The sequence below is a fragment of the Rhizobium sp. 10PS4 genome, from assembly GCF_032464805.1.
GTDB classification, from domain to species: domain Bacteria; phylum Pseudomonadota; class Alphaproteobacteria; order Rhizobiales; family Rhizobiaceae; genus Rhizobium; species Rhizobium laguerreae.
This window is the reverse complement of sequence record NZ_JAWDIW010000022.1, coordinates 18946-44587: the sequence shown is the minus strand read 5'-3', so window position 1 is coordinate 44587 and position 25642 is coordinate 18946. Positions and strand designations below refer to the sequence as shown.

The window sequence follows — 25642 nt, the reverse complement described above, 5'->3', positions numbered from 1 at the left end:
GACCATGCCCGCAAATCGATGGAATTGGAACCGCAAAGACGGAGCGACGCGTTCCAGGTCGCCGCGACGATTTAAACAGTGAAGCTCAAAAATTGCGCTTCACCTGGCAAGGCGGTCGCCACTGCCGGAAGTGGCTTCACTTGTCTCGGCATTGCGTTGCCGCAGGCGCAGGATCGCCGATGCCTCGCGCGGGTTGGGCGGCAGAACGGCGTTCTTCAACGCGATCGAATAGGCATGTTTCGGATGTTCCAGCACGTCCCTGGCATCGCCGCTCTCCACCACCACGCCCTTGCGCATGATCACCACGCGGTCGGAAATGTAATAGGCGGTCGCAAGGTCATGGGTGATGTAGACGATCGAGACGTTGAGTGCATCGCGCAGATCGCGGAAGAGATTGACGATCGACATGCGCAGCGATGCGTCGACCATCGAGACCGGCTCGTCCGCCACGATCAGCTTCGGCTCGGGTATCAGCGCACGGGCGACGGCGATGCGCTGCAATTGGCCGCCTGAAAGCTCGTGTGAGAAGCGACCCTTTATCTCCGCCATCGACAGGCCGACGCGTTGGAGGGCAACGTCGGCAAGCGCCTCTTTCTCGGCGCGGCTCTTTGCTCCCTTGAAGCGATGGGCGGTGGCCAGCAGATACTCGTCGATCCGCGTCAGCGGATTGAAAGCTTCGAACGGATTTTGAAAGACCGGCTGGACCTTGGCCATGAAGGCTTCGCGATCCCTGCGGGACCGTACCGCCTTCACATCCGTACCGTCGAAATGAATGCTGCCCCGATCGGCCTTTTCGCTGCCGAGGATCATCTTCGCCAGCGTCGATTTTCCGGAGCCGGATTCGCCGACGATCGTGAATATCTCGGGCTTGTCGGCGGCAAGGGCAAAGCTGACATCATCGACCGCCTTCATCTTTTCGCGCGAGAAGAAACCGCCGATCGGAAAGAGCTTGGTGACATGGTCGAGTTCGAGAAGGAAATTACTGCTCATTGGATCTGATACTCCCCGGCACGGAAGCATGCGACCCTTCCTCCCGTGGCGCTCGGCAGCATGGCCGGCACTTCACGTGCGCATTTGTCGATCGCGATCGGACAGCGTGGATGGAAGCGGCATCCCGAAGGCGGATCCGAAAGTGCCGGCGGCTTGCCCCTGAGGCTCTTCCGCGTCGAGACGTCGCCAATGCGCGGCAAGCTGCCGATCAGATGGACGGTGTAGGGATGCTGGGGATTGTCGAAGATCGCCTGCGTCGGCCCCTCCTCCGCCAGCCGTCCTGCATACATGATGGCCAGCCGATCGGTGATGGCGGCATGCACCGACATGTCGTGGGTCACGAAAATGACCGAGGATTGCATGCGGGCCTGCACTTCCTTGATCAGCGCCAGAACGTCTTGCTGCACGAGCACGTCGAGCGCCGTCGTCGGCTCGTCGGCGATGATGAATTCCGGCTCGCAGACGGTGGCGAGAGCAATCGTCAGACGCTGGCGCATGCCGCCGGAAAGCTGGTGCGGAAAAGCCTCGAGCACATGCGGATCGAGATGCAGCCTGGCAAGGTGCGCCTCGACGCGCGCCCGGAAGCCGGCGGGATCGAGGTTGATATGGCGGGAGGCGAAATCGGTGAAGGCGTGTTTGACCCTTCTGACCGGGTTCAGCACGTTCATCGAACCCTGCATGATGTAGGAAAGGTGACGCCAGCGTGCCGCCTTCATCTTATTCGGTTCGCCATAGACATCGATCGGCCCGTCGGCAAAATTGAATTTCACCGTTCCGCCGACGACGCGCATCGGCGGACGGATGGCGCCGGCAAGCGTCTTGATCAGCGATGTCTTGCCGCTCGAGGATTCGCCGGCAATGCCGTAGATCTCGTTCCTGCGGATGGTCAGGCTGATATCGTCGACTGCACGGATCTCCCGCCGCACGCCGAAATAGTCGTTGACGTAATAGCATTTCAGCCTGTCGATCGTCAGCGCGTCCGTGGCGTTTTCGGCAAGGGTCAAAGGCTGCGTCCTCATCAGGTTCTGCATCTCCTCAAGCTCCCATGCGGGCGAGCCGCGAGCGCGGGTCGATATATTCGTTCACCGACATGGCGAGCATGAATAGGCCGAGGAACAGGATGACGACGAAGAGCATCGGAAAAGCGACCCACCACCATATGCCCGATACCATCGCGGAATGCGCATTGGCCCAGTAGATCATGCCGCCGATCGTCGGCCGGTTGATGTCGGAAAATCCGAGCACCGAGAGCGTTACCTCGAGACCGATCGCCCAGATCATGTTGTTCATCGTCGTGAAGAAGACGATCGGCATGACATAGGGCAGGTGTTCGCGGATGAGGATCTGCCGTGTGCGCATGCCCGAGAAGACCGCGTGCCGCGTGAATTCCCGCTGACGGAGAGACAGGGCGACGGACCGGATCAGGCGGCTGTCGTGCGTCCATCCGAGCAGCGCTGCGGTGATCGCCAGCATGAACCACGTCATCTGGTCGCGGAGCACGAAGACCAGAAGCAGCAGGATCGGAATGTTCGGCAGTGCGCCGAGCGTATCGTTGACCGCCATGATGATCTGGTCGGTCCGGCCGCCGATATAGCCGGAGATCAGCCCGACGGCGATGGCGATGATGCGGCTGACGAAGGCGACGATGATACCGAAGAACAGCGTATTGCGCATCGAGGCGGCGATCTGCCAGAAAACCTCCTGGCCGCGCGAGGTGGTGCCGAGCCAGAATTCGGCCGAAGGCGGCATGTCGGGCGCGACGACATAGATAGCATTCTCGTCATAGGGCGAGAAGAACGACGCCACGATCAGCGCCAGGATGATAGAGATCAGGATGGTTCCGAGCAGGAACTCCTTGTTGTAGCGCAGCAGGTCTCTGAGGACTTTGAACATCACGGATTACCCCAGTTTCACGCGTGGATCGATCAGCGGATAGATGATGTCGATCACGAAGACCGCGGCGGCAACCGCGATGATGGCGATTGTGGTGACACCGAGCACGAGGCTGTAATCGCCGGAATAGATGCCGGAGATCAGAAGCTTGCCGATCCCTGGATAATTGAAGACGAACTCGACGATGACGGCGCCGCCGAAGACGTTGCCGAGACTGAGTGCCAGGCCGGTGACCTGCGGCAGCATGGCGTTGCGCGCCACATATTGCGAAAAGATGCTGCGCGAGCGCACGCCGCCAAGCTCGGCATAGACGACGTGATCGTCGGTGACGATGTTGGAAACCAGCGAGCGCATCGAGATGAACCAGCCGCCGATGCCGACGAGCACGAGGGTCAGGGCCGGCAGGATGCCGTGTTCGATCACCGAGCTGATGAAGGCCCAGTTGAAGGCCGGCGCGAGATTGACCTGCGCGCCGTCGCTGATCGGCAGGATCGGCCAGATGAAACCGAAGAGGATCACCAGGCTGAGACCGATGATGTAGGTCGGGATCGGCTGCAGCGCCATGATGACGATGCCGGCGACCTTCAGCAGCTTGCTGCTGCGGAAATAGCCGGCAAGCGCACCGAGAAAATTACCGATGATCCAGGAAATGATCGTTGCGAGCGTCAGAAGCCCGACCGTCCAGGGCAGCGCCCGGCCGATCACGGTCATGACGGGGGTCGGAAAAGAGGAAAGCGACGGGCCGAAATCGCCGGTCAGCACACGGCCCCAGAAGGTGAAATACTGCTCCAGCAGCGGGCCGCCGGTGCCGTAGAGCTCGCGCAGCGATTCGCGGAGGATTTCGACGGCCTGCGGATCGGTGGAGCCGAAGCTCGTCAACAGCGATACGGTCTGCTCGATCGGATCGACCGGCGAAAAATGCGCGATCAGGAAGGCCAGCGTGATGCCGGTGAAGACCACAAAGAGAAATTGCAGAAAGCGTTTTGCCGCATAGATCAGAAAGCCGTTCATGACATCGACCTTTCAATAGCAGAACCGAAACAGCCGGCGGCCGGCTGTTTCCTTTGTTGTGCCTCGATCAAGGCTTCGGCGCATCCGGATTGGCCTTCAGCCCGACCACCATGTAGCGAATGTTCGACCAGTTCGGACCCGAGGCCGAATAGGGATTGTCGGCGCTCGGATAGTTGGTCCAGTAGGTCGTATCGAGGGGTGCGAACTTGTTGTAGGCCATCAGCGGGATCATCGGCATTTCCTCGACGGCAAGCTTCAGGAAGTCCTGGCCGAGCTTGGCGACATCGGGCGAATCGAAGGCGATCGACCGATTGCGCTCGATGATCTGGTCGAGACGCGGATCCTGCCAGCGCTGCAGATTGCGCGGCGGCTGGATCTGCCCGACCGGCTTGATGAACTCCGAATGATAGCTGTCGAGGAAGAAGGAGAGGTCGGGATGACCGCCCCAGGTCTCGATGCTCCAGTAGATCGCCGCCTCGAAATCGCCGGTGCTGAGACGCTGGCCATTGGTCGGGCCGGCGACATCGACCTTGGTGGCGATGCCGGCTTGCGACCATTGCTGGGCAATCACCGTGCCGGCGCGGGCAAGCGTCGGGATGGCATCGCCTTCCACCTGCAGGCGGATCGTAAAGGGCGTGCCGTCTGGCTTCACCCACTGGCGGCCGCTTTTCTTGAAGCCTGCCTTCTGCAGCAGCTCGGTTGCAGCCTCAGCGTCCTTCTTCCACCAGCCGAAGCCGAATGTGCGCTGCAGCTTGGCCGGATCGGTCGGGATCTGATCGGCCCATTGGCCGCGCACCATATTGGCGATCTGCGCCGAGATGTTCGGATCGTAAGGCTTGATCTTCCGGGATCCGGTGTCGAGCTCGAAATTCGTCAGCCAGTCCTGCATCGGTGCATAATAATCGTCCGGGGCAGAACCCGTCGGCGGCGTGGCAAGGGCGGCGATATTGGCCGCGCCGCGGTAGGAGCCGAGGGCCACTTCGCGGATATCGATCAGCAGAGCGAGAGCCCAGCGCACGTCCTTGCTGTCGAAGGGCGCCTTCTTCGTATTGAAGAGAACGGAAGGCAGCGTCGGGTCCGGATGCGCGAAAGGAAAGCCCTTTAGCCAGGAGGCCGTGCTCTTGCTGTCGCGCATGATCGAGAACATGCCCTCGGGCGCCATGTCGTTGATGACGTCGAGATTGTGGTTGCGCTGTTCGATGACGCGAGCTTCCGGATTGCCGGCCGCACGATAGACGACGTATTTGACCTCAGGCGGTTGTGCCGCAGCCAGGCCGATCGACGTGCGCTGCCAGTCGTCGCGCAGCTTCCAGATCGTCCAGTTGCCGCCCTTGTCATAGCTCTGCAGCTGGTAGGGCCCGAGCGAAACCGGCGGATTGTTGTTGAAGGACAGCGGATCTGCGGCCTTCTCGAAGACGTGCTTCGGCATGATCCAGGCAGCATTCCAGCGCACGGTGAACAGCGTGTGGAAGCGCGAGTTCGGCTTTTTCAGATGGAAGACGACCGTCTGCGGATCCGGATTTTCGATGCTCTCGACATTGACGGTGAAGGGCGCGCTCCAGGCCATGCCGGGATGATCGATCTGCGTCTGCACCGTATAGACCACGTCGTCGCTGGTGAATTCGACACCGTCGCTCCAGAAGATGCCTTTGCGCAATTTCACCGTCATCTCGGTGAAATCGGCATTGTAGCTCGGCGGTTCGCTGGCCAGCGCATTCTGCCAGGCATCCTTGCCGCCCTCTGGATTGATGAACCACAGCGTATCGGTGGTCAGCTGCTGCAGGCCGTTGATGTTTGCCGCCGCCCCGCCGCCCGGAGCCCAGACGTTGAACCAGTCGGCGTTCTGCTGCGGCGTGCCCTGGATGATCAGCGTTTCGTTGCGCGGTATGCCGGCAATGAAATCCTGAGCAAATGCCGGAAGGGCCACGAGCGACAATAAGGCAATGGCTGCATATTTACGGAACTTCATCGGATGTTCCTCCTCCTCAACTCGCCACGGCGAGCGCTTCCCGTAATCAATTGACGATAGCGTCCAGCGAACCCCACCTGCACGTGCCCGGGGCACATGCACTCCTCGGCGGCGAGCGAACTCACGCCGCAGTTATCGACAATTTTTTGAGAAACGGCAACTGATAATTTTGCCAGCCATAAATAATTGCGCATTTTCAGGCGTTTTTGACGCATAGCGATGTTCTGCTTTTTTATATTATTGACAAAGAGAGCATTTCGCTTAGCTTTTGCGGCGAGCGCGGCGCCCCTCCCAAGAGGCCGCACTTCATCATCAGACAGGTCAGCTGCTTTCGGGAGGAGGCTTTGGTATGACCGTTCAAGAGGACACTAGGATGAGCAGCCCCTATGACGTGACAATCTTCGTTCACGCCAACCGGCCGACCGGCAAATACGAACCCTTGTGGAACTGGTTCGGTTACGACGAGCCGAACTACACTTACTCCCCGCATGGCAGGAAATTGCTCAAGGAACTCACCGAGCTCAGCCCCGAGCCGCCGCGCATCCGCGCGCACAATCTTCTGACCACCGGCGATGGCCTGCCTGCCCTCAAATGGGGTTCGACCAATGCCTATACCGAGGATGCGAACGGCAATCCGGTCTACGACTGGACAATCATCGACAAGATCTTCGACACCTATGTCGAGGCCGGCAATATTCCGCTGATTCAGATCGGCTTCACGCCAGAAGCGCTCTCCGACTTCGACGGCCCTTATCGCCACCAATGGGAGCCGGCCGACAAATACGCAACGATCACCACCGGCTGGACGGCCCCGCCGACGGACCTGAAGAAATGGGGCGACCTGATCGAAGCATGGGCGCGCCATCTGGCCGAAAGATATGGTGAGGACGTCGTTTCAAGCTGGCCATGGGAAGTGTGGAACGAGCCGGACGGCCACTACTGGACCGGCACCATCCCGCAATTTTGCGAAATGTATGACGTCAGCGCCAAGGCCTTGAAGCGCGCGCTTCCGAAGGCCCGCGTCGGCGGGCCGCATACCTGCGGCGCCTTTGCCAATGAAAAGGCCCAGACCTTCCTGCGCGCCTTCCTCAAGCATGTGGTCGACAACAAGTCGCCGATCGATTTCCTCGCCTTCCACGCCAAGGGCAATCCCGTGATCTACGAGGGTCACGTGCGGATGGGCCTGCACAAGCAGCTCCGCGACATCGAGACGAACCTTGCCATCATCAATGAGTTTCCGGAACTCCGCCACCTGCCCGTGGTGATCGGCGAATCCGACCCGGAAGGCTGTGCTGCCTGCTCTGCACGCGTCCATCCCCAGAACGGTTATCGCAACGGCCCGCTCTACGGCGTCTATGTCGTCGAAAGCATGATCCGCACCTATGAGCTCGCAAGACGCGCCAACATCCACATCGAAGGCGCGGTCACCTGGGCCTTCCTCTTCGACGACCAGCCCTATTTCGACGGCTTCCGCGATCTTGCCACCAACGGCGTCGACAAGGCTGTTCTCAACGGCTTCCGCATGCTCGGCAAACTCGGCGGCGAATGGCTGGAATCGGAAAGCGATTATCGCCGTGATATCGAAGATATCATGAGCCATGGCGTTCGCGGCAAGCCCGATGTCAATGTCGTGGCGACCCGCGACGACAAGGGTGTTTCCATTCTGCTCTGGCACTACCACGACGATGATGAAGCCGGGCCGTCCGCAGACATCACGGTCAATCTCGACGGCTGGGGCGACATGTCCGCCTCGCTCAAGCATTTCAGGATGGACGAGGAGCATTCCAACGCCTTCGGCGTCTGGAAGACAATGGGCAAGCCGCAGAATCCGACCGGCGAAGACTATGCCAGACTGGAAGCCTCGGGAAAGCTCGCCAAGATCGACGGTCAGGCGTCGGTCAAGGTTGATGACGGCAAGATCGCCCTCAAGGTCTCCCTACCGCGTCAGGGCGTGTCTCTCCTGCGCCTCGATTGGTGAGCCGGTAGGCGAAGGGAGCGCAATCGAAAGTTTGCGCTCCCTTTCAAACGACCCGGTTAACTCTCGCTGACATAGGCGAGATAACGTTTCTTGCTCGGCTGCAGATGGTCGACGCAGAGCTGGGCGAGAACCCAGTTATCCTCACCGCGCAGCATCTCAATCATCAGCCGGTGGTGCTCGTGCGAAATGCGCAACGAGCCCTTGCTCGACATCGAATTGGCGCGCACCGGCAGGCTGAGCCGCATATAGAGCTCGATCGATTGCACCAGATGCGCATTGCCGCAGGCGCCGAAGAGCGTCAGGTGAAATTTGTCGTTGGCCTCGTGCACACCCCTGAGATAGCCGGATTCGACGTGGCGACCATGCTCATCGTGCAGCGCCAGCAGTTCCTCGATCAATGCCTCGGGCGCCGGCAGCTTTATCCACAGCGCTGCCTGTCGTTGCAGCAATTCACGCACATCGTAGATTTCCTGGACCTGGCGGGCCGTCAGCGAACGCACGGTCGCCCCCTTGTTGCGCTCCCGAACGACGATGCCCATTGTCTCGAGCTGCACGATCGCCTGCCGGGCGAAATGGCGCGTGACGTGAAAGCGGGCAAGAAGCGCGTCTTCAGTCAGGCGGGTTCCGGGCGCTAGCCGCCCGAAAATGATGTCCTCCTCCAGCGCGCGGGCAATGCTTAGATCATCATGCTCGATGCCGTCTTCGCGGCTTTCGTTGAGCGTCTGCAAATGTCATCTCCTCTGAAGCATAACCCCGAAAATCGAAGTCGATTTTCGGAAAAGGATTATGCGCCAATTTAATGTGGTAGAGCGTCCTTAGCGCGTCCTGTCGGACGCGCGGCGCTCTAACGGCAGGCCATGTTACAGTGGATTGCGTTCCGGGTCGAACCGGCTCAGGCGATAGATATCCTCGACAAGAGCAAGCGTCTTGATGTTATCGCCCGGCGATGTCTCCATCGCCACCTTTCCATCGAGGCTGTCGAGGAAATGCGCGATGGTCGCGTCATAGGCGCCCTGGTAGGTCTCGTCAGGATCGAAGCTTTCCCGGCGCTGCTGCGCACCCTCAGCCGAGAGCAGATTGCCATCAAGTTCGAGCGTGCCGCGCGCCCCGAAGATGCGTAAGTGATCGCGCGGCGACGGCGGCGCGCCATGCACCGCGAGATTGGCATTGATGGTGACGAGAATGCCATCGCTCGTCCGGCGCAGGACGACGCTTGCGACATCCTCCGCGACGATATCGCGATTGCTCCTCTCAAGCCGCGCAGTGACCACCTCCAACTCGCCCAGAAGATATCTCAGCGTATCGAGATGATGGATCATGACTTCCATGACCAGCAATCGCTGCTGCATCCGGAAAAACGGCTGGCGTATCAGCGCCGGCCTCTTTCCCTCCGCATCCGCGATCATGCCGCTGGACAGGAATTCGAACTGCACCTGGCGGATCTCGCCGGCAAGCCCCTCGTCGAGCCATGCCTTCATCCGCCGATAATAGGCGCGGAACCGCCAGTTCTCGTGGATCATCAACCTGCCCATGTTGGGAAGGCTTGCCAGCAGATCGATCGCCTCGCCATAGGAGGGTGCCAGCGGCTTCTGGCAGATGATGTCGAGGCCCTTTGCCGCCGCCAGCCGGACCAACTCGACATGGAATTCCCGCGGCGCGCAGATATCAACGGCATCGAGCTGCTCGGCATCCAGCATCGCCTGCGCACTTGTATAGTGGTGCGCGATATCGAAGGCGGCAAGCCGAGCTTCGATGGCGCTCGGCGACGGATCGGCAATCGCCACGACCTCGGCTCGTTCCGATTGCCGCATCCATGCAGGCAGATGGTAGGCACTGACCCAGCCGGCGCCGATAATGCCGATACGCCGTCGCTCCATTCCCATCACGGCGCTTCCTCTATGTTCAATTCAATTTATCAATAATCTACCCTGTTTCACCGCAAAAGCCAATCACCTGACTGCCGAGCGAAAGCACGAATTTCGGAGATTTTCATTATATTCTATGGCGATCACGGAAGAAATCCAAAAATACGATACAATGGCGCCATCTTATTTATTGACAATCATCGGTATCCCTCTACCCTGACGCCACGGCCATGGATCAATTTGGCGAGGGAGGAACAGCTTTGTCGAACGGTCTTCGCCGCAAGCTGACGAGTTATGGCGATCAGGGATTCTCCCTTTTCCTGCGCAAAGCATTCATCAAGGCCATGGGTTATTCGGACGATGCGCTCGACCGTCCGATCGTCGGCATCGCCAATACCTACAGTGATTTCAATCCCTGTCACGGCAATGTGCCGCAACTCATCGAGGCAACCAAACGCGGCGTGATGCTGGCGGGTGCGATGCCCATGGTGTTTCCGACGATCTCGATCCACGAGAGCTTTGCCTCGCCGACCTCGATGTATCTGCGCAATCTGATGGCGATGGAAACGGAAGAGATGATCCGCGCCCAGCCGATGGATGCCGTCGTCCTGATCGGCGGCTGCGACAAGACCCTGCCGGCCCAGATCATGGCGGCCGCCAGCAGCGAGATACCGGCGATCTTCCTGCCGACCGGCCCGATGGCCGTCGGCCACCACAAGGGTGAACGGCTTGGCGCCTGTACGGATTGTCGCCGTTTCTGGGGGCGCTTCCGCGCCGGAGAGATCGACGAGGCCGAGATCGCCGAGGTCAACAACAAGCTGGCCAGCTCGATCGGCACCTGCACGGTGATGGGCACGGCGAGCACCATGGCGAACCTGACCGAGGTCATGGGGCTCTGCCTTCCCCGCGCCGGTTCGGCACCCGCCGTCGAATCCGAACGGGTCCGCCTTGCCGAGGAGACGGGCCGTGTCGCTGCACGTCTCGCCATGGATGAGGCTTCCCCAACCGTGCGCGATATCCTGACGCCGCAGGCAATCCGCAACGGTCTCGTCGCGCTGCAGGCGATGGGCGGCTCGACCAATGCCGTCGTCCATCTTGCCGCAATCACCGGCCGCCTCGGCCTGCGCCTCGACATGGCCGAACTCGACCGCCTGGGCCGAAGCATTCCCCTGCTCGTCGACCTGCAGCCCTCCGGCCAGCATTATATGGAGCAGTTCCACGAGGCGGGCGGCGTCCCGGCTCTGTTGAAGGCGGTGCGCCATGAAATCGACGGCAGCGCCCCGACGGTCTACGGCAGGACGATCGGCGAGATCATCGACGATGTCATCGACGAACCGGGCCAGACCATCATCCGCACCGTCGAGAAACCGTTGAAGCCGATCGGAACGATCGCCGTCCTGTACGGCAATCTCGCGCCGCGCGGCGCCGTCATCAAACAGTCGGCTGCCTCCAAGGAGCTGCTCCAGCATATCGGACGCGCCGTGGTCTTCGATTCCGTCGAGGATATGACGCTGCGCATCGACAGCGACGATCTCGACGTCCATGCCGATGACATCCTGGTCCTGCGCAATGCCGGACCAAAGGGTGCGCCCGGCATGCCGGAAGCCGGCTATCTACCCATCCCCCGCAAGCTCGCGCGGCAGGGTGTGAAGGACATGGTGCGGATTTCCGATGCCCGCATGAGCGGCACGGCCTTCGGCACGATCATCCTCCATATCGCGCCTGAGGCTGCCGATGGCGGTCCTCTGGCGATCATCCGCACCGGCGATCGTATTCGCCTCGACGTCGAGGGCCGGCGCATCGACCTCGATATCGACCAGGCGGAATTCGATCGCCGCATGCTTGATGTCGTCGATCGGCCTTCCCCTGCGCCGTCGCGCGGCTATGCGAAGCTCTATCAGGAACGCGTGCTCCAGGCCGACGAAGGCGCCGACTTCGACTTCCTGCAAAGCGAGGAGCTCGACGCGCGATGAGCGCCGCTGATATGGACGCACCGCTTTGCCTGCCCCGCCGGCCGCTGACGCGGCTGCCGCGGGCGGCACTGCCGCAAGGCACGGTCGATACGCATTTCCACGTCTTTCGCGTCGGCGCTCCGCTCAACACGCCACGCAGCTACACGCCTGACATCGCGACGATTGCCGACTGGATCGAATTCTCCGGCAGCCTCGGCATCGACAGGGGCGTATTGGTGCAGCCAAGCGTCTATGGCCTCGACAACAGGGTGCTGCTCGAGGCGCTGGCCGCCTATCCAGATCGTCTGCGCGGCATCGTCGTCATCGATCCCGAAACCGCAGAAACCGAGATAGAGCGGCTCGACCGGCTCGGCGTGCGCGGCGTGCGGATCAATACGCGCAACAAGGGCGGCCTCCCACTCGCCGCCGCCAGAACACTGGCGGAAAGCATTGCCCCTCTCGGCTGGTCGCTGCAGTTGCAGATCAATCCCGAACAACTTCCCGATATTGCGGCAACGCTGTCCGGCATCCGCCTGCCCATCGTCATCGACCATCTCGGCTTCATTCCGCTTGCCAGAGAGACGAGATCATTGCATGTCGATGCCCTGAAAAGACTGACGGACAGAGCCGAGGCCTACGTCAAAGTCACCGCGCCCTATCGTCTGACGAAGGACGTGAATTACGACGGTTTTGCCGAGGTCACCTGCGCTCTTGCCGCCAGCCATGCGGAGAGGCTGCTCTGGGGCAGCGATTGGCCGCACACCGAATTGTGGGACGGCATGCCCGATGACGCCGAGCTGGTAGAGACCATGCATGCCGCCATCGACAACCCCGCGATTGCTGAGAAGATTTTTGTTCGAAATGCCGAAGCGCTGTTCTTCGGCCGCTGAATTGGAGAGCACCAATGGCCAGACTGACTGAAGATGCCAAGGGCGTCTATGTGATCGCCGTAACCCCCTTCACCGATGACGGCGCGCTCGATCTCGCCAGCATCGACAGCATGGTCGATTTCTACGAGGGCGCCGGCGTCACCGGCCTGACGGTGCTTGGTCAGCTCGGCGAGGCTCCGAAGCTGACCGCCGAGGAATCGCGGACAGTCGTCGAACGGGTGTTGAAGCGCCTCGACGGGCGCCTTCCCGTCGTCGTCGGCGTTTCGGCGCCAGGGCTTGCGCCGATGAGCGAACTCGCCGAAGCCGTCATGGGTGAGGGTGCCGCCGGCGTCATGGTCGCGCCACCCTGGACCGTCAAGACCGACGATCAGGCTTTCGCCTTCTACCAGTCGGTCGGCGAGGCCCTGGGCAATACGCCCTTCGTGCTGCAGGATTACCCGCTCACCACCAATGTGACGATCGCGCCCAAGGTCATCGAGCGCATCGTCAACGAGGTGCGCAATTGCGTCATGCTCAAGCACGAGGATTGGCCGGGTCTTTCGAAAATCTCGGCACTTCGCGCCGCCAGCGACAAGGGCGCCATGCGGCGCATCTCCATCCTCTGCGGCAACGGCGGGCTTTTCCTGCCCGAAGAGATGGGCCGCGGCGCCGATGGCGCCATGACCGGCTTTTGCTATCCCGAGATGATGGTTGGCGTCGTCGAGGCCTATGCAGCCGGAAATCCGGATCGCGCCCATGCGATCTTCGATGCCTATCTGCCGCTCGCCCGCTATGAACAGCAGCAGGGCATCGGTCTTGTCTCGCGCAAATATGTGCTTGCCAAGCGCGGTGTGATCAAGTCCGCCACCCTGCGCAAGCCGGGCGCCAAGCTCTCGGCGCTTGATATTGCCGATGTCGAACGGCTGCTGGCACGCCAGACCATCCGCCTCAAGGAGATCGGGGCGTAACACACTGGCGCAAATTCGAAGCCGCTGGATCATCGCTATGGTGCTGCAGCGCGAGCTGATGCGTATGTCCATCTCGTCCGTAAGGCTGAAACCCGAGCGACTCCCAGAACTTCGCAGCAGCATCGTTTCCCGCATGAACGGTGACGACGGTGCAGAAGGAACGCGCATGGTCGAGCAGAGCTAGGGCAAGCATCCGGCCGATGCCGCGCCCGCGCATTGCGGGACGAATGTAGAAACGCCGCATCCGCAGCGCCCCTGACATGGCGGGGTCGACGGTGATGCCGCCGATGCCGACGAGCGCGTCATCTGCATAGGCGCCAAGCAGCCTTTCGCCGTCACGATCGAACCTGACGGCGCCGGTCGACCATTCGTCGATAAGGCGGGCGACATGGCGATAGCCCTCCCGCCGGGCCTCGCTTTCAAGATCTGCGATCTCCTGCGGCAACCGATCACGGATCCGGCGGATATCGATCGTCATGGCAATGCCGGTATTAGATTGCAGGAACCGGAATCTCGCGGCACGTCGCCGCAACCGGCAGGCCGACCGGCACGAAACTCGCGTCACCATCGACTGCCATGTCGTGCACCGTATGTTTCTCCAGCGCCTTCGTCACCTCGTTGAGGTCGCCGTCCAGCTGTTCGGCCGGAATGAGGTTGCCGATGACGAAATCGAAGCGGTCGCCACGTTTGTTCAGCAGTTCGTGGAACACGGTCATGTCGCGAAGCTCCGTCGACCATTTCGCCAGCCAGTAGAACAGGCCGGAATTGCGTGCGGTCATATGGACGGGAAGGATCGGCAGATTGTATTTGCGCGCCAGCCCGACGGCCGAGGTCTTCCACGGACGCTCATTCAGCCGGCCGTTCGCCCAATAGGCGATGCGGCCTGAGGGAAAGAGCACTGTCGCCTTGCCTTCCTTCACCGCATGGTTGGTCAGCTGCAGCGTTTCGCGCGCTTTCAGCTTGCTCTTATGCTCCTCCCGCCATTCGACGGGAATGATCATCTCGGCAAAGCGCGGATTGACGCGGATGGCATCGCGATTGGCAAAGAACATCATGTCCGGCCGTCGCGCCTTCAAAAGATCGAACACGGCAACGCCGTCGGCGATGCCGGTCGGATGGTTGCTGACGAGGATGAAGCCGCCGGTATCGGGAATGCGTTCGCCATTGATGAGGCCGATGTCGAGTTTCAGCACGTCGCTCAGATATTCGAACGACTGGAAGCCCGGCATTTTGGCGACCGCATTGGCGAACTCGAGAGCCTTGTTGTAGCGCAGCAGCGTATAGAGGAATGGCCGCATGACCGGCCAGAGCGGATTTTTCACGATCCTCTGGCCGCGTTCGGCAATCAGCGTATCGACGATATGACCGGGCTTTCCCTGTGAAATGAGAGCGATCGCTTCCGCGAGCTGTCCGAAAGCCGTCATGGAATCGCGCCGTGCCATGAAAGATCCTGTCTATGGGGTATAAGCTATCGCAGTAGAATATGATCGAAGGATGACAATGGCTTGGCCGGCATTAGCAATTCCATAACTGTTCCTGCTCCAAATTGGCGGACTTGAAGGCAAAATCAAGGCCCGCAACGTGAACGAACTGCTTGTTATCGCCGATCAGCGCCTGATGGCGGAACGGGCCGCGTGGCTCGAAAACCTCGCCCGTGAGCGCCGTCTTTCCGAGCACACGCTCGACGCCTATGAGCGCGATACCCGCCAGTTTCTCACCTTTCTGACCGGCCATCTCGCTGGCCCGGCGACGCTCCGCGATATCAGGGAATTGCGCCCCGCCGATTTCCGCGCCTTCCTGGCGGCCCGGCGCAAGCAGGGCTCCGGCGCCCGCTCGCTCGGCCGCAATCTCGCCGGTCTTCGCTCGCTGCTGCGCCATCTCGAAAAGAAGGGCCTGGTCAATGCCGCCGGTGCTGCCGCGGTGCGCTCGCCGAAACAGCCAAAATCGCTACCCAAGCCGCTGTCGGACACCCAGGCGATCACCGTCGTCAGCGATGAAGCCCAGCTCCATGACGAGCCCTGGATTGCGGCGCGCGACGCGTCGGTCATGACGCTGCTCTACGGCTGCGGCCTGCGCATCTCCGAAGCGCTGGACCTTACTCCCGCCGACCTACAGAAGGGCGCAACGACGCTGCGCATCACCGGCAAGGGCAACAAGACGCGGCTGGTGCCGCTGCTGTCTGTGGTTTTCGACGCCGTCGAGAAATACCGAGCGCTCTGCCCATACCATCTGGAAAGCGCAGAACCGCTGTTTCGCGGCGCCCGCGGCGGCAAGCTGCAGGCAGCGATCATCCAGCGCACCATGCAGAAGATGCGTAGCGCTTTCGGTCTGCCGGAGACGGCGACACCCCATGCACTGCGCCACTCCTTCGCCACCCATCTGCTTGCCGGCGGCGGTGATCTGCGCACCATCCAGGAATTGCTCGGCCATGCCAGCCTTTCCACAACGCAGGTCTATACCGGCGTCGATGCATCGCGGCTGCTCGAGGTGTATGATCGCGCGCATCCGCGAGCGTAATGGATGTCGCCCAAAAGTGCGCAGCGGTTTTGGGGCAACGACATGCATAGGCTTACAGCGCATCGCATGGATGCGATTGAATGTGAGGCGCTTTAAGCTCTCGTTAAGGCATTCTCTTAAAGGAATATGCGCAAGCCGGGCGTAGAGCATGAAGCCTATAGAGCATGTGATCGGAACATCCATCATGACGACATCAATCGGCCGCCGGACGTCTTACCTCGCAGTGCCGGCCAATCTGTTGCTCTGGCTGATCGCGGCCTTTCACATGCTGCTTCTTGCCGCCCTGTTTGCCGCCTTCCTGACGGCAAGGCCGGCGGCGGCCGAAGATGTCGCCTGCACCGGCCGCAACCTGATGGTCGAACTGCAGCAGAACGACCCTGCCCGCTACGCAGAGGCGCTGAAGGAAGCCGACGCCACGCCGAACGGCAAGGGCATCTTCTGGAAGATCGAGAAGCCGGGCCTTGCACCCTCGTGGCTGCTCGGCAGCATGCATGTCACCGATCCGCGCGTGCTGGCCCTGCCGCCACGCGCCCAGGCAGCCCACGACGCCGCCGACACGATCATCATCGAATCCGACGAGATCCTCGATGAGCGGAAGGCGACCGCCGCCCTGCTCGCAAAGCCGGAACTGACGATGTTCACCGACGGCACGACGATCGACAAGCTGCTTTCTCCCGAGGACTACAAGCGTCTCGAAACCGGCCTCAAGCAACGCGGCATCCCGATCAGCGCCGTTTCCCGGATGCGGCCCTGGATGATTTCGAGCGCCGTCGCCCTGCCGGCCTGCGAAATCGCCCGCAAGGCAAAAGGCGCGAAGTTCCTCGACCAGAAGATCGCCACCGATGCCATTGCTCAGGGCAAACAGGTCAAAGGGCTTGAAACCCTTGCCGAGCAGATCCAGGCCATGGCCGATCTGCCGGTCGAGTTCCATCTGAAATCGCTGATCCAGACGCTGGAACTCGGCGACAAGATGAGCGATGTCGTCGAGACGATGACCGACCTCTACCTCTCCGGCGACATCGGCATGACCATGCCGATGCTGAAAACCGTGACACCGGAGGAAGAAGGCGAAAACAGCGATTATGCCGCTTTCGAGCAGCGCGTGATCCTTGACCGCAACAAGGTGATGGCCGAGCGCGCAGCGCCCATCCTCGACAGCGGCAACGTCTTCATGGCCGTCGGCGCCCTGCATCTGCCCGGCAAGAACGGCGTCATCGAACTGCTGCGCCAGCAGGGCTTCACCGTGACTGCGGTGAACTGAGGCCGCCGGCGGCCAGCTGGTCGTCGTTCGACCGGGCACGCTGCTTTCCAAAAGCGCCGATACGCACCCAATAAAACAGCCGCCTGCCTCACGGCAAGCGGCTGCATGCGTTGTTGCGAATATGTAAGATCACATATGGATCGGCTTGAAGAAGGTTGCGAGCGCAGCCTCTTTCACCGCTTCCGACATGGTCGGATGCGCGTGGCAGGTACGGCCGAGATCTTCCGACGAACCGCCGAATTCCATCAGCACTGCGATCTCGTGGATCATCTCGCCGGCGCCGAAGCCGACGATATGGCCGCCGAGCACCCGGTCGGTTTCCTTGTCGGCAAGGATTTTGACGAAGCCGTCGGTCGCCAGCATCGCACGCGCCCGGCCGTTCGCCGTGAAGGGGAACTTGCCGACCTTGTAGGTGACGCCTGCCGCTTTCAGCTCTTCCTCGGTCTTGCCGACGGAAGCGATTTCCGGCTGGGTGTAGACGACGCTCGGAATGACCTCGTAATTCACATGGCCATGCTGTCCGGCGAGGATTTCGGCAAGCGCCACGCCCTCGTCTTCCGCCTTGTGCGCCAGCATCGGCCCCTTGACCACATCGCCGATCGCGTAGATGCCGTCGACATTGGTCTTGTAGTGGCCGTCGATCTCGACACGGCCGCGATTGTCGAGCGTAACACCGGCCTCTTCGAGGCCAAGCCCCGCCGTATAGGGCTTGCGTCCGGTGGCAATCAGCACGACCTCGGCATCGAGTGTCACCTTGTCGCCGCCCTTGACCGGCTCGAAGGTGACCTTGGCGCCCGTGTCCCCCTTCTCGACGCCTGTGACCTTGGCGCTGAGATTGAAATCGATGCCCTGCTTGGCGAGCATGCGCTGGAATTGCTTGGAGACTTCGCCGTCCATGCCGCCAAGGATGGTGTCGAGATATTCGACGACGGTGACTTTGGCGCCGAGGCGCGACCAGACGGAACCGAGTTCGAGCCCGATGACGCCGCCGCCGACGACGATCAGCGTTTCCGGCACTTTTTCCAGCGCGATGCCGCCGGTGGACGAGATGATGGTCTTTTCGTCGATTTCGACCTGCACGCCGGGAATGCCGGCGACGTCGGAGCCGGTGGCGATGACGATGTTTTTGCCTTCGATTTCCTGCACCTTGCCGTCATCGGCGGTGACGGAGACCTTGCCGGCCGAGACGATCTTGCCGGTACCCTGGAAGGCATCGATCTTATTCTTCTTGAAGAGGAAGGCGACGCCGTCGACATTCGACTTCACCGTCGCATCCTTGTGGGCCATCATATTGCCGAGATTGAGCGTCGGCGCCGGGACGTCGATACCGAGGGCGCTCATCCCGTGGCCGGCCTGATGGAACATTTCGGAGGCATGCAGCAGCGCCTTCGACGGAATGCAGCCGACGTTCAGGCAGGTGCCGCCATAGGTCGCCCGCCTTTCGACGACGGCGACCTTAAGGCCAAGCTGGGCCGCCTTGACGGCGCAGACATAGCCGCCCGGACCGGTTCCGATAATGATCACATCGTAGGACATTGCTTCTTTCCCTTTGGATTTTTGTTTAATCGGCCGCGCGCGATATCAGGCCGAGGAATTCGATAATATACTGCATGCTGTTTTTCGCCCGTTGCTCTAGCGGCCGCCGCTCACATTGAGGATCGCGCCGGTGATATAGGAGGCCGAAGGTGACAGAAGATAGAGGACCGCATCGGCCACCTCCTCGGGCGTGCCCGCGCGCTGCATCGGGATCGAGGGCGCCAGTTCGCGCGGCCGATCCGGCAGGCCGCCGGAGGCATGAAGGTCGGTTTCGATGACGCCGGGCCTTATCGCATTCACGCGGATACCCTCGGCTGCGACCTCACGCGCCAGCCCGACGGTGAACGTGTCGATCGCCGCCTTCGAGGCGGCATAGTCGACATACTGCGTCGCCGAACCGAGGATCGCCGCCATCGACGAGATGTTGACGATCGCCCCGCCCTTGCCGCCATGCCGGCTCGACATGCGGCGTATGGCCTCTGCCGCGCAGAGTATCGACCCGGTCACATTGACGCGCAGCATGCGCTCGATCCGCTCTACCGACATCTCGTCGACGCGCTGGGGATAATCGACGATGCCGGCATTGTTGACGAGCCCGTCGAGCCGGCCGAATTGCCGATCGACTGCCGTGAACATCGAGACGATATCCGCAGCCTTACCGACATCGCCCTGGATCGCCACGGCCTCGCCGCCATCCGCGACAATCGCAGCCACGACGGCATCCGCAGCTTGACGGTTGGCGGCGTAGTTCACCGCGACACGCCAGCCCTGGCGCGCGGCGAGCCGTGAAGCCGCGGCGCCGATACCCCGGCTTCCGCCGGTAATGAGAACAACAGGTGCATCGCTCATGTCGCACACTCCTTAAATGTCAGCACGTCCCAGGGTGCCACCACGGCCTTGCCCTCGCCCCAGGCGCTGGATTCGCGGATGGCAGGACCAAGGCCGGGAAGCACGAGTTTTTCAGCCGCCGCCGCACCTTCGGGCTGCAGATTGTCCATCTCGCCCTCGGCATCCATGCCATAGACGGCGCCCTGCCAGACCGTGCAGGCATTGAGATCGGCGCCGGTCGCATCACCCTCGGGGCAGTTGAACATCAAGATGCCGATGGCGCGCACCGGATCTTCCGATGGCATGACATAACCTTCCATCACGACAGGTGTCTTCAGCGCGCTGAACTTGAACTGGTTGCTGGCGGCGGCCGATGGAGAATTCAGCGGTGCAAAGCGCAATTCATAGGCACCGTCGCGATCGACGTAAACGGCCTGCTCCTGCTTGCATGCGGCAGCGAAGGTGGATGCCGGAACGACGAAAAACGCGGCGGCTGCGATTGCAGCCACGCCTGTCCGTCTCGTCATGATCCCGGTCCTTCCCCTCATTGCAGCTTCGGCTCCTTGCGCCCGTCCGCATTCTCGACAACGCTGAAATCCGTCAGCAGCACCAGCGCGCGGCCATGCCTGTCGAGCCCCCAGAAGACAGGATAGAAACCGTCACCCCAGCCGCTCCAGAACACCGCGACATTGCCTCGTCTGCCGGCGACCGGCCGGTGCAGCGCATAGATGCCCTTGCTGGCGTCGAGGTCCGACGCCAGCACGTCGTCGTAATAGTTGACGTCGGAATCCGCTTTCTGCGCCTGCACCTGGGCCTCGCGCTCTTCGATCAAATCAAGCGTATCGGCATCCATGTAGCAGCCGAGACCGGCATCGACGGGATAGCCGAAAATCTCGCCGTCCTTCAGCGTCGCCGGCTCCTGCCCTGGCAGGACCGCAAGCTCCCAACGATCCGGCTTGCCCTCGGCAAACCGCATGCTGGCAGCGGCGATGCGCCCGAAGGCCTGGTAGAGCGTCACCGGATATTCGCCCGGCGCGACCGTTCTTGCGAGTGCCGGACGGTCGGGCTGGGCCAGCGGATCGGCGGCAACGATGCGCCCCGAGGTCAGTTCGACATTGCCCATATGGATGACGCCGATCGACCGCCCGGAAAGCTCGGCATCGCCAAGCGCCACCAGCTCGAAATTGCTGCTTGCCTTGCCGATATCCCAGCCGGCAGCCGATGCGGAGACCGGGACATGCGCGGCGGCAGCGCAAAAAAGAAGGCGCGCCGCCCGCATGATCCGGTTCCGCATCGAAAACGCTCCCTTAGAGATCGAGAACCAGACGTTCCGGATCTTCCAGGCTTTCCTTGACGCGCACGAGGAAGGTGACCGCTTCCTTGCCGTCGACCATGCGGTGATCGTAGGACAGCGCCAGATACATCATCGGACGGATGACCACCTGGCCGCCGATCGCAACCGGCCGCTCCTGGATTTTGTGCATGCCGAGAATGCCGGACTGCGGTGCGTTGAGGATCGGCGAAGACATCAGCGAACCGTAGACGCCGCCATTGGTGATGGTGAAGGTGCCGCCCTGCATGTCGGCCATGGAGAGCGAGCCATCACGGGCTGCCTTGGCAAGACGGCCGAGCTCCTTCTCGATTTCGGCGATCGACATCTGGTCGGCGTCGCGGATGACGGGAACGACGAGACCTTTGTCCGTGCCGACGGCCATGCCGACATGGCAGTAGTTCTTGTAGATGACGTCGGTGCCGTCGATTTCGGCGTTGACGGCCGGCAGTTCCTTCAGCGCATGCGTCACCGCCTTGGTGAAGAAGCCCATGAAGCCAAGCTTGACGCCGTGCTTCTTCTCGAAAATGTCCTTGTACTTGTTGCGCAGATCCATGACCGCCTTCATGTCCACCTCGTTATAGGTGGTCAGCATGGCGGCAGTATTCTGCGCATCCTTGAGGCGCTTGGCGATCGTCTGGCGCAGGCGCGTCATCTTCACGCGCTCTTCGCGCGAGGCATCCTCGACCGTCGACGGGCCACGCGCGGCGGCAGGCGTCGCCGCCGGTGCGGCCGCCGGAGCGGAAATGCCCTTGGCAACGGCGGCGATGACGTCGCCCTTCAGCACCTGGCCGCGCTTGCCGCTACCGTCGACCTGATCGGCGGAAAGGTTGTTTTCAGCAAGCATCTTCGAAGCTGCCGGTGCCGGCGGCATGGTGGAGACGGAGGCGCTCGACGACGACGCAGCAGCGGCGGCAACCGCCGGCTGGGCCGGAGCAGCAGCGGCCGGTTGGGCGGGAGCCGGAGCAGCAGGCGCGGCGGCCGGTGCAGCGGCAGCAGGCGCGGCGGCAGCGGCTGCACCTTCGGCGATCTGGCCGAGCAATGCGCCAAGGCCGACAGTCTCGCCGGCAGCGACAACGATTTCCGAAAGCGTGCCGGAGGCGGGTGCTGGAACTTCGATGGTCACCTTGTCGGTTTCAAGCTCGAGAATCGGCTCGTCGGCCTTGATGGCGTCGCCGACCTTCTTGAACCAGGTGCCGACGGTTGCCTCGCTGACGGATTCACCGAGAGTTGGAACGCGGATTTCTGTGGCCATTGTTCAGATCCTGATTTCGTGTGTTTTCGTTTATGCGTTTCAGACGGCGGGCGGCCGCGAGATGATCGAGGGCATCGGCAGGATATCGAAACGGAAACCGAAGCCGGAAGCGATGATCGGATCGCCGTCGGCAAGAACCTGCGCCGCCGCCTGATCCTCGACCTCGACGATCGCCATGCCCCAGGCGCCTTCACCCTCGAAGACGGGGCCGACGATAATCGCCGATCCCGCAAGAGCGTTCCGATGCCAGTATTCGGCATGGCGTTTCATCGCCGCCATTTCCTCCCCGGTCCCGTCATGCGGGAAAGTGGGGCGCGGCGGCTGCAGTCTCAGAAAGAAATAAGCCATTGCGCCCCCCTTGTTTTAACCGCCCAATGCATCCTCGAGGAATGCGGCGAGCTGCGACAGATGCTTGGACATCAGGCCCGTCGCCGGCGAGGCGGCGGCCGGACGGCCGGTATAGCGGACACGCTGGTATTTCGCGTCGATATGGGCGAGCACCCATTCGAGGAAGGGGTCGATGAACGACCATGCGCCCATGTTCTTCGGCTCTTCCTGGCACCAGACCATCTCGGCATTGCGGAAGCGCGACAGCTCGTTGATCAGCGCCTTAGCCGGGAACGGATAGAGCTGTTCGACACGTAAGAGATAGACGTCGTCGATACCGCGCTTTTCACGCTCTTCGAGAAGATCGTAATAGACCTTGCCGGAGCACATGACGACGCGGCGGATCTTGTTGTCCTTCTGCAGCTTGATCGGACCATCCTTGATCACCTCGGCATCGTCCCAGAGCAGGCGATGGAAGGCGGATTCGCCGGCCATTTCGGCAAGCGTCGAAACCGCCCGCTTGTGGCGCAGCAGCGACTTCGGCGTCATCAGGATCAGCGGCTTGCGGAAATCGCGCTTCAGCTGCCGGCGCAGGATGTGGAAGTAGTTCGCCGGCGTCGTGACATTGGCGACCTGCATGTTGTCTTCCGCGCAAAGCTGCAGGAAACGCTCGAGGCGGGCCGAGGAGTGTTCGGGACCCTGACCTTCATAGCCGTGCGGCAGCAGGCAGACGAGGCCCGACATACGCAGCCACTTGCGTTCGCCCGACGAGATGAACTGGTCGAAGACAACCTGCGCACCGTTGGCGAAATCGCCGAACTGTGCTTCCCAGAGCGTCAGCGCATTCGGGCGGGCGAGCGAATAGCCATATTCGAAACCGAGCACGGCCTCTTCCGAAAGCATCGAATTGATGACTTCGTAGCGCCCCTGCGTCGGCGAAAGATTGGCGAGCGGGATATAACGCTCTTCGGTTTCCTGATCGTAGAGAACCGAGTGACGCTGCGAGAAGGTGCCGCGTTCACAATCCTGGCCGGACAGGCGGATCTTGCTGCCTTCGACGCAGAGCGCGCCGAAGGAGAGCGCTTCGGCCATCGCCCAGTCGATACCCTCGCCGGTGGCGATCATGTTGGCGCGGTTTTCCATGAAGCGCTGGATCGTGCGGTGCGCGTTGAAGCCAGCCGGGATCTCAGAGAGCTTGCGGCCGATCTCCTTCAGCGTCTTCATCGGCACGGCGGTCTTGCCGCGGCGTTGCTCGTCGGCATTGTCGGCCGTGCGCAGGCCTGACCACTCGCCGTCTAGCCAGTCGGCCTTGTTCGGCTTGTACTGCTGGCCGGCCTCGAATTCCTGTTCGAGATGGAGGCGCCAATCGGCCTTCATCTTCTCGACTTCACCGTCGGTCAGCAGGCCCTCGGCGACGAGACGGGCCGCATAGAGCTGCAGCACGGTCTTGTGGGCGCGGATCACCTTGTACATCTTCGGCTGCGTGAAGGACGGTTCGTCGCCTTCATTGTGGCCGTAGCGGCGGTAGCAGAACAGGTCGAGCACAACAGGCTTGTGGAACTTCATGCGGAATTCGGTGGCGATCTTCGCCCCATAGACCACCGCTTCCGGATCGTCGCCGTTGACGTGCAGGATCGGCGCCTCGATCATCTTGGCGACGTCGGACGGATAAGGCGACGAGCGCGAAAAGGCCGGGTTGGTCGTGAAGCCGATCTGGTTGTTGATGATCACATGCATGGTGCCGGCGACGCGGTGGCCGCGCAGACCGGAAAGGCCGAGGATTTCGGCAATGACACCCTGGCCGGCAAAGGCCGCGTCGCCATGGATCAGCAGTGGCAGAACCTTGGCGCGTTCGGAAAGCGGGATGATGTCGCCGTCCCAGACGGTGGCGTTCATATCCTGCTTGGCGCGGGCCTTGCCCATGACGACGGGATCGACGATTTCGAGATGCGACGGGTTCGCCGTCAGCGAAACGTGGATCTTGTTGCCGTCGAATTCGCGGTCGGAGGAGGCGCCGAGATGGTACTTGACGTCACCCGAGCCCTCGACCTCGTCAGGAGCGGCCGAGCCGCCCTTGAACTCGTGGAAGATCGCCCGGTGCGGCTTGCCCATGACCTGGGAGAGCACGTTCAGGCGGCCGCGATGGGCCATGCCGAACACGGCTTCCTTGAGGCCAAGATGGCCGCCGCGCTTGAGGATCTGCTCCAGCGCCGGGATCAGCGATTCGCCGCCGTCGAGACCGAAACGCTTCGTGCCCTTGAACTTGACGTCGAGGAACTGTTCGTAGCCTTCGGCTTCGACGAGCTTGGCAAGGATCGCCTTCTTGCCTTCCGGCGTAAAGGCCACACCCTTGTCCGGTCCTTCGATGCGCTCCTGGATCCAGGCCTTTTCTTCCGGATTGGAGATATGCATGAATTCGACGCCGAGCGTCGAGCAATAGGTGCGCTCAAGGATCCCGATCATCTCGCGGATGGTCGCGTATTCCAAGCCGAGCACGTTGTCGATGAAGATCTTGCGATCGTAATCGGCGGCCGTGAAGCCGTAATTCTCCGCCGAGAGTTCGTGATAGTCGTCAACGGGAGCGGCGATGCCGAGCGGGTCGAGCTTGGCATGCAAGTGGCCGCGCATGCGGTAGGCGCGGATCATCATGATGGCGCGCACGGAATCGCGCGTCGCCTGCAGCACCTCGGTGCTGTCGGCAGGCTTGCCCTGAGCTTCGGCCTTGGCCTTGACCTTGGTTTCGATCACCTTCTCGACGATGCCCCAGTCGCCATCGAGAGCCGATACCAGATCGCCGCTTGCCTGAAGCGGCCAGTTCTTCTTGCGCCAGGAAGCGCCCTTGGCCGCCCTTTTCACATCGCTGGGATCCTCCTCCAGCGCCTTGAAGAAGGACCGCCACTGATCGTCGACCGATGCCGGATCTTCTTCGTACCGCGCGTAGAGCTGCTCGATATAGGCAGCGTTGGCGCCATCCAGAAACGAGGTGATCTGAAACTGCTCGTTGGCTTCTTGCCGTGCCATGGTGATATGCGGACGCTTCCGTCCGCCTCCTGACTTTGATGAATTTGCCGGCTTGATGGCCGGCTGCCGCAT

At 61.6% G+C, this 25642-nt stretch carries 22 protein-coding genes; 6 read left to right on the top strand and 16 right to left on the bottom strand.

Translation table 11 applies throughout. From position 1 onward, the window contains the following. Nucleotides 1–99: 99 nt before the first annotated feature. The 5 genes from RWJ89_RS31635 to RWJ89_RS31615 form a co-directional block, all read right to left on the bottom strand. Nucleotides 100–990 (bottom strand): ABC transporter ATP-binding protein, encoded by an 891-nt coding sequence (locus tag RWJ89_RS31635; protein WP_221946039.1) that lies wholly within the window; start codon nucleotides 988–990, stop codon nucleotides 100–102. Then, a complete protein-coding gene (locus tag RWJ89_RS31630; protein ID WP_410056125.1) occupies nucleotides 987–2009 on the bottom strand; it encodes an ABC transporter ATP-binding protein in 1023 nt (340 codons plus the stop codon). Before RWJ89_RS31630 ends, RWJ89_RS31635 begins: the two co-directional genes overlap by 4 nt. A gap of 16 nt (nucleotides 2010–2025) precedes the next feature. After that, complete coding sequence (locus RWJ89_RS31625; RefSeq protein WP_168268754.1) at nucleotides 2026–2883, bottom strand: ABC transporter permease; 858 nt, start codon at nucleotides 2881–2883, stop codon at nucleotides 2026–2028. A gap of 6 nt (nucleotides 2884–2889) precedes the next feature. Continuing rightward, nucleotides 2890–3894 (bottom strand): ABC transporter permease, encoded by a 1005-nt coding sequence (locus RWJ89_RS31620; protein WP_003543481.1) that lies wholly within the window; start codon nucleotides 3892–3894, stop codon nucleotides 2890–2892. 67 nt (nucleotides 3895–3961) lie between these two features. After that, a complete protein-coding gene (locus tag RWJ89_RS31615; protein WP_316031966.1) occupies nucleotides 3962–5863 on the bottom strand; it encodes an ABC transporter substrate-binding protein in 1902 nt (633 codons plus the stop codon). A 349-nt stretch (nucleotides 5864–6212) separates the two neighbouring features. Here RWJ89_RS31615 and RWJ89_RS31610 point away from each other — a divergent pair, with 349 nt between their 5' ends. Continuing rightward, on the top strand, nucleotides 6213–7841 hold the full coding sequence (locus tag RWJ89_RS31610) for a GH39 family glycosyl hydrolase (RefSeq protein WP_316031965.1): 1629 nt from the start codon (nucleotides 6213–6215) through the stop codon (nucleotides 7839–7841). 56 nt (nucleotides 7842–7897) lie between these two features. Here RWJ89_RS31610 and RWJ89_RS31605 read toward each other — a convergent pair whose 3' ends face one another. Beyond that, nucleotides 7898–8569, bottom strand: coding sequence for a GntR family transcriptional regulator (locus RWJ89_RS31605; RefSeq protein ID WP_077977825.1), 672 nt, complete (start codon nucleotides 8567–8569; stop codon nucleotides 7898–7900). A gap of 132 nt (nucleotides 8570–8701) precedes the next feature. Then, nucleotides 8702–9727, bottom strand: coding sequence for a Gfo/Idh/MocA family protein (locus RWJ89_RS31600; protein ID WP_316028336.1), 1026 nt, complete (start codon nucleotides 9725–9727; stop codon nucleotides 8702–8704). Between the two features lie 239 nt (nucleotides 9728–9966). Here RWJ89_RS31600 and RWJ89_RS31595 point away from each other — a divergent pair, with 239 nt between their 5' ends. From RWJ89_RS31595 to RWJ89_RS31585, 3 genes are read left to right on the top strand one after another with little or no spacing between them, the layout of a single operon-like run. Next, complete coding sequence (locus tag RWJ89_RS31595; RefSeq protein WP_316031964.1) at nucleotides 9967–11679, top strand: IlvD/Edd family dehydratase; 1713 nt, start codon at nucleotides 9967–9969, stop codon at nucleotides 11677–11679. Continuing rightward, complete coding sequence (locus RWJ89_RS31590; RefSeq protein WP_316028338.1) at nucleotides 11676–12548, top strand: amidohydrolase family protein; 873 nt, start codon at nucleotides 11676–11678, stop codon at nucleotides 12546–12548. Before RWJ89_RS31595 ends, RWJ89_RS31590 begins: the two co-directional genes overlap by 4 nt. A gap of 14 nt (nucleotides 12549–12562) precedes the next feature. Then, nucleotides 12563–13495 carry a dihydrodipicolinate synthase family protein gene (locus RWJ89_RS31585; RefSeq protein WP_131663219.1) on the top strand — a complete coding sequence of 311 codons (933 nt, stop codon included), beginning with the start codon at nucleotides 12563–12565 and terminating at the stop codon, nucleotides 13493–13495. Here RWJ89_RS31585 and RWJ89_RS31580 read toward each other — a convergent pair. Both RWJ89_RS31580 and RWJ89_RS31575 read right to left on the bottom strand, forming a co-directional pair. Beyond that, complete coding sequence (locus tag RWJ89_RS31580; protein ID WP_221946045.1) at nucleotides 13476–13973, bottom strand: GNAT family N-acetyltransferase; 498 nt, start codon at nucleotides 13971–13973, stop codon at nucleotides 13476–13478. The genes RWJ89_RS31585 and RWJ89_RS31580 overlap by 20 nt on opposite strands. 13 nt (nucleotides 13974–13986) lie before the next feature. After that, nucleotides 13987–14937: a GNAT family N-acetyltransferase gene (locus tag RWJ89_RS31575; RefSeq protein ID WP_221946046.1), complete on the bottom strand. Its 951-nt coding sequence runs from the start codon at nucleotides 14935–14937 to the stop codon at nucleotides 13987–13989. Nucleotides 14938–15076: 139 nt separating this feature from the next. Here RWJ89_RS31575 and RWJ89_RS31570 point away from each other — a divergent pair, with 139 nt between their 5' ends. Next, complete coding sequence (locus RWJ89_RS31570; protein WP_131663216.1) at nucleotides 15077–16012, top strand: tyrosine recombinase XerC; 936 nt, start codon at nucleotides 15077–15079, stop codon at nucleotides 16010–16012. A gap of 184 nt (nucleotides 16013–16196) precedes the next feature. Beyond that, the gene (locus tag RWJ89_RS31565; protein ID WP_222061659.1) at nucleotides 16197–17273 is read left to right on the top strand and encodes a TraB/GumN family protein; all 1077 of its coding nucleotides are present in this window, start codon (nucleotides 16197–16199) and stop codon (nucleotides 17271–17273) included. Nucleotides 17274–17402: 129 nt separating this feature from the next. On the opposite strand, the gene lpdA is transcribed toward RWJ89_RS31565, so the two are convergent. The 7 genes from lpdA to RWJ89_RS31530 all read right to left on the bottom strand — a co-directional run bounded on the left by lpdA (nucleotide 17403) and on the right by RWJ89_RS31530 (nucleotide 25570). Continuing rightward, nucleotides 17403–18809: a dihydrolipoyl dehydrogenase gene (gene lpdA, locus RWJ89_RS31560; RefSeq protein WP_168283369.1), complete on the bottom strand. Its 1407-nt coding sequence runs from the start codon at nucleotides 18807–18809 to the stop codon at nucleotides 17403–17405. Between the two features lie 96 nt (nucleotides 18810–18905). Then, the gene (locus RWJ89_RS31555; RefSeq protein WP_168329272.1) at nucleotides 18906–19658 is read right to left on the bottom strand and encodes an SDR family oxidoreductase; all 753 of its coding nucleotides are present in this window, start codon (nucleotides 19656–19658) and stop codon (nucleotides 18906–18908) included. After that, nucleotides 19655–20185, bottom strand: a complete 531-nt coding sequence (locus RWJ89_RS31550; protein ID WP_077977834.1) for a hypothetical protein — start codon at nucleotides 20183–20185, stop codon at nucleotides 19655–19657. The genes RWJ89_RS31555 and RWJ89_RS31550 overlap by 4 nt, the downstream gene beginning before the upstream one ends. Beyond that, nucleotides 20182–20931: a DUF4241 domain-containing protein gene (locus RWJ89_RS31545; RefSeq protein WP_077977835.1), complete on the bottom strand. Its 750-nt coding sequence runs from the start codon at nucleotides 20929–20931 to the stop codon at nucleotides 20182–20184. Before RWJ89_RS31545 ends, RWJ89_RS31550 begins: the two co-directional genes overlap by 4 nt. A 13-nt stretch (nucleotides 20932–20944) precedes the next feature. After that, a complete protein-coding gene (odhB, locus tag RWJ89_RS31540) occupies nucleotides 20945–22222 on the bottom strand; it encodes a 2-oxoglutarate dehydrogenase complex dihydrolipoyllysine-residue succinyltransferase (protein ID WP_132611230.1) in 1278 nt (425 codons plus the stop codon). 39 nt (nucleotides 22223–22261) lie between these two features. Continuing rightward, nucleotides 22262–22570 (bottom strand): YciI family protein, encoded by a 309-nt coding sequence (locus tag RWJ89_RS31535; RefSeq protein ID WP_011653809.1) that lies wholly within the window; start codon nucleotides 22568–22570, stop codon nucleotides 22262–22264. A gap of 15 nt (nucleotides 22571–22585) precedes the next feature. Then, the gene (locus RWJ89_RS31530) at nucleotides 22586–25570 is read right to left on the bottom strand and encodes a 2-oxoglutarate dehydrogenase E1 component (RefSeq protein WP_168268443.1); all 2985 of its coding nucleotides are present in this window, start codon (nucleotides 25568–25570) and stop codon (nucleotides 22586–22588) included. Between the last annotated feature and the right edge of the window lie 72 nt (nucleotides 25571–25642).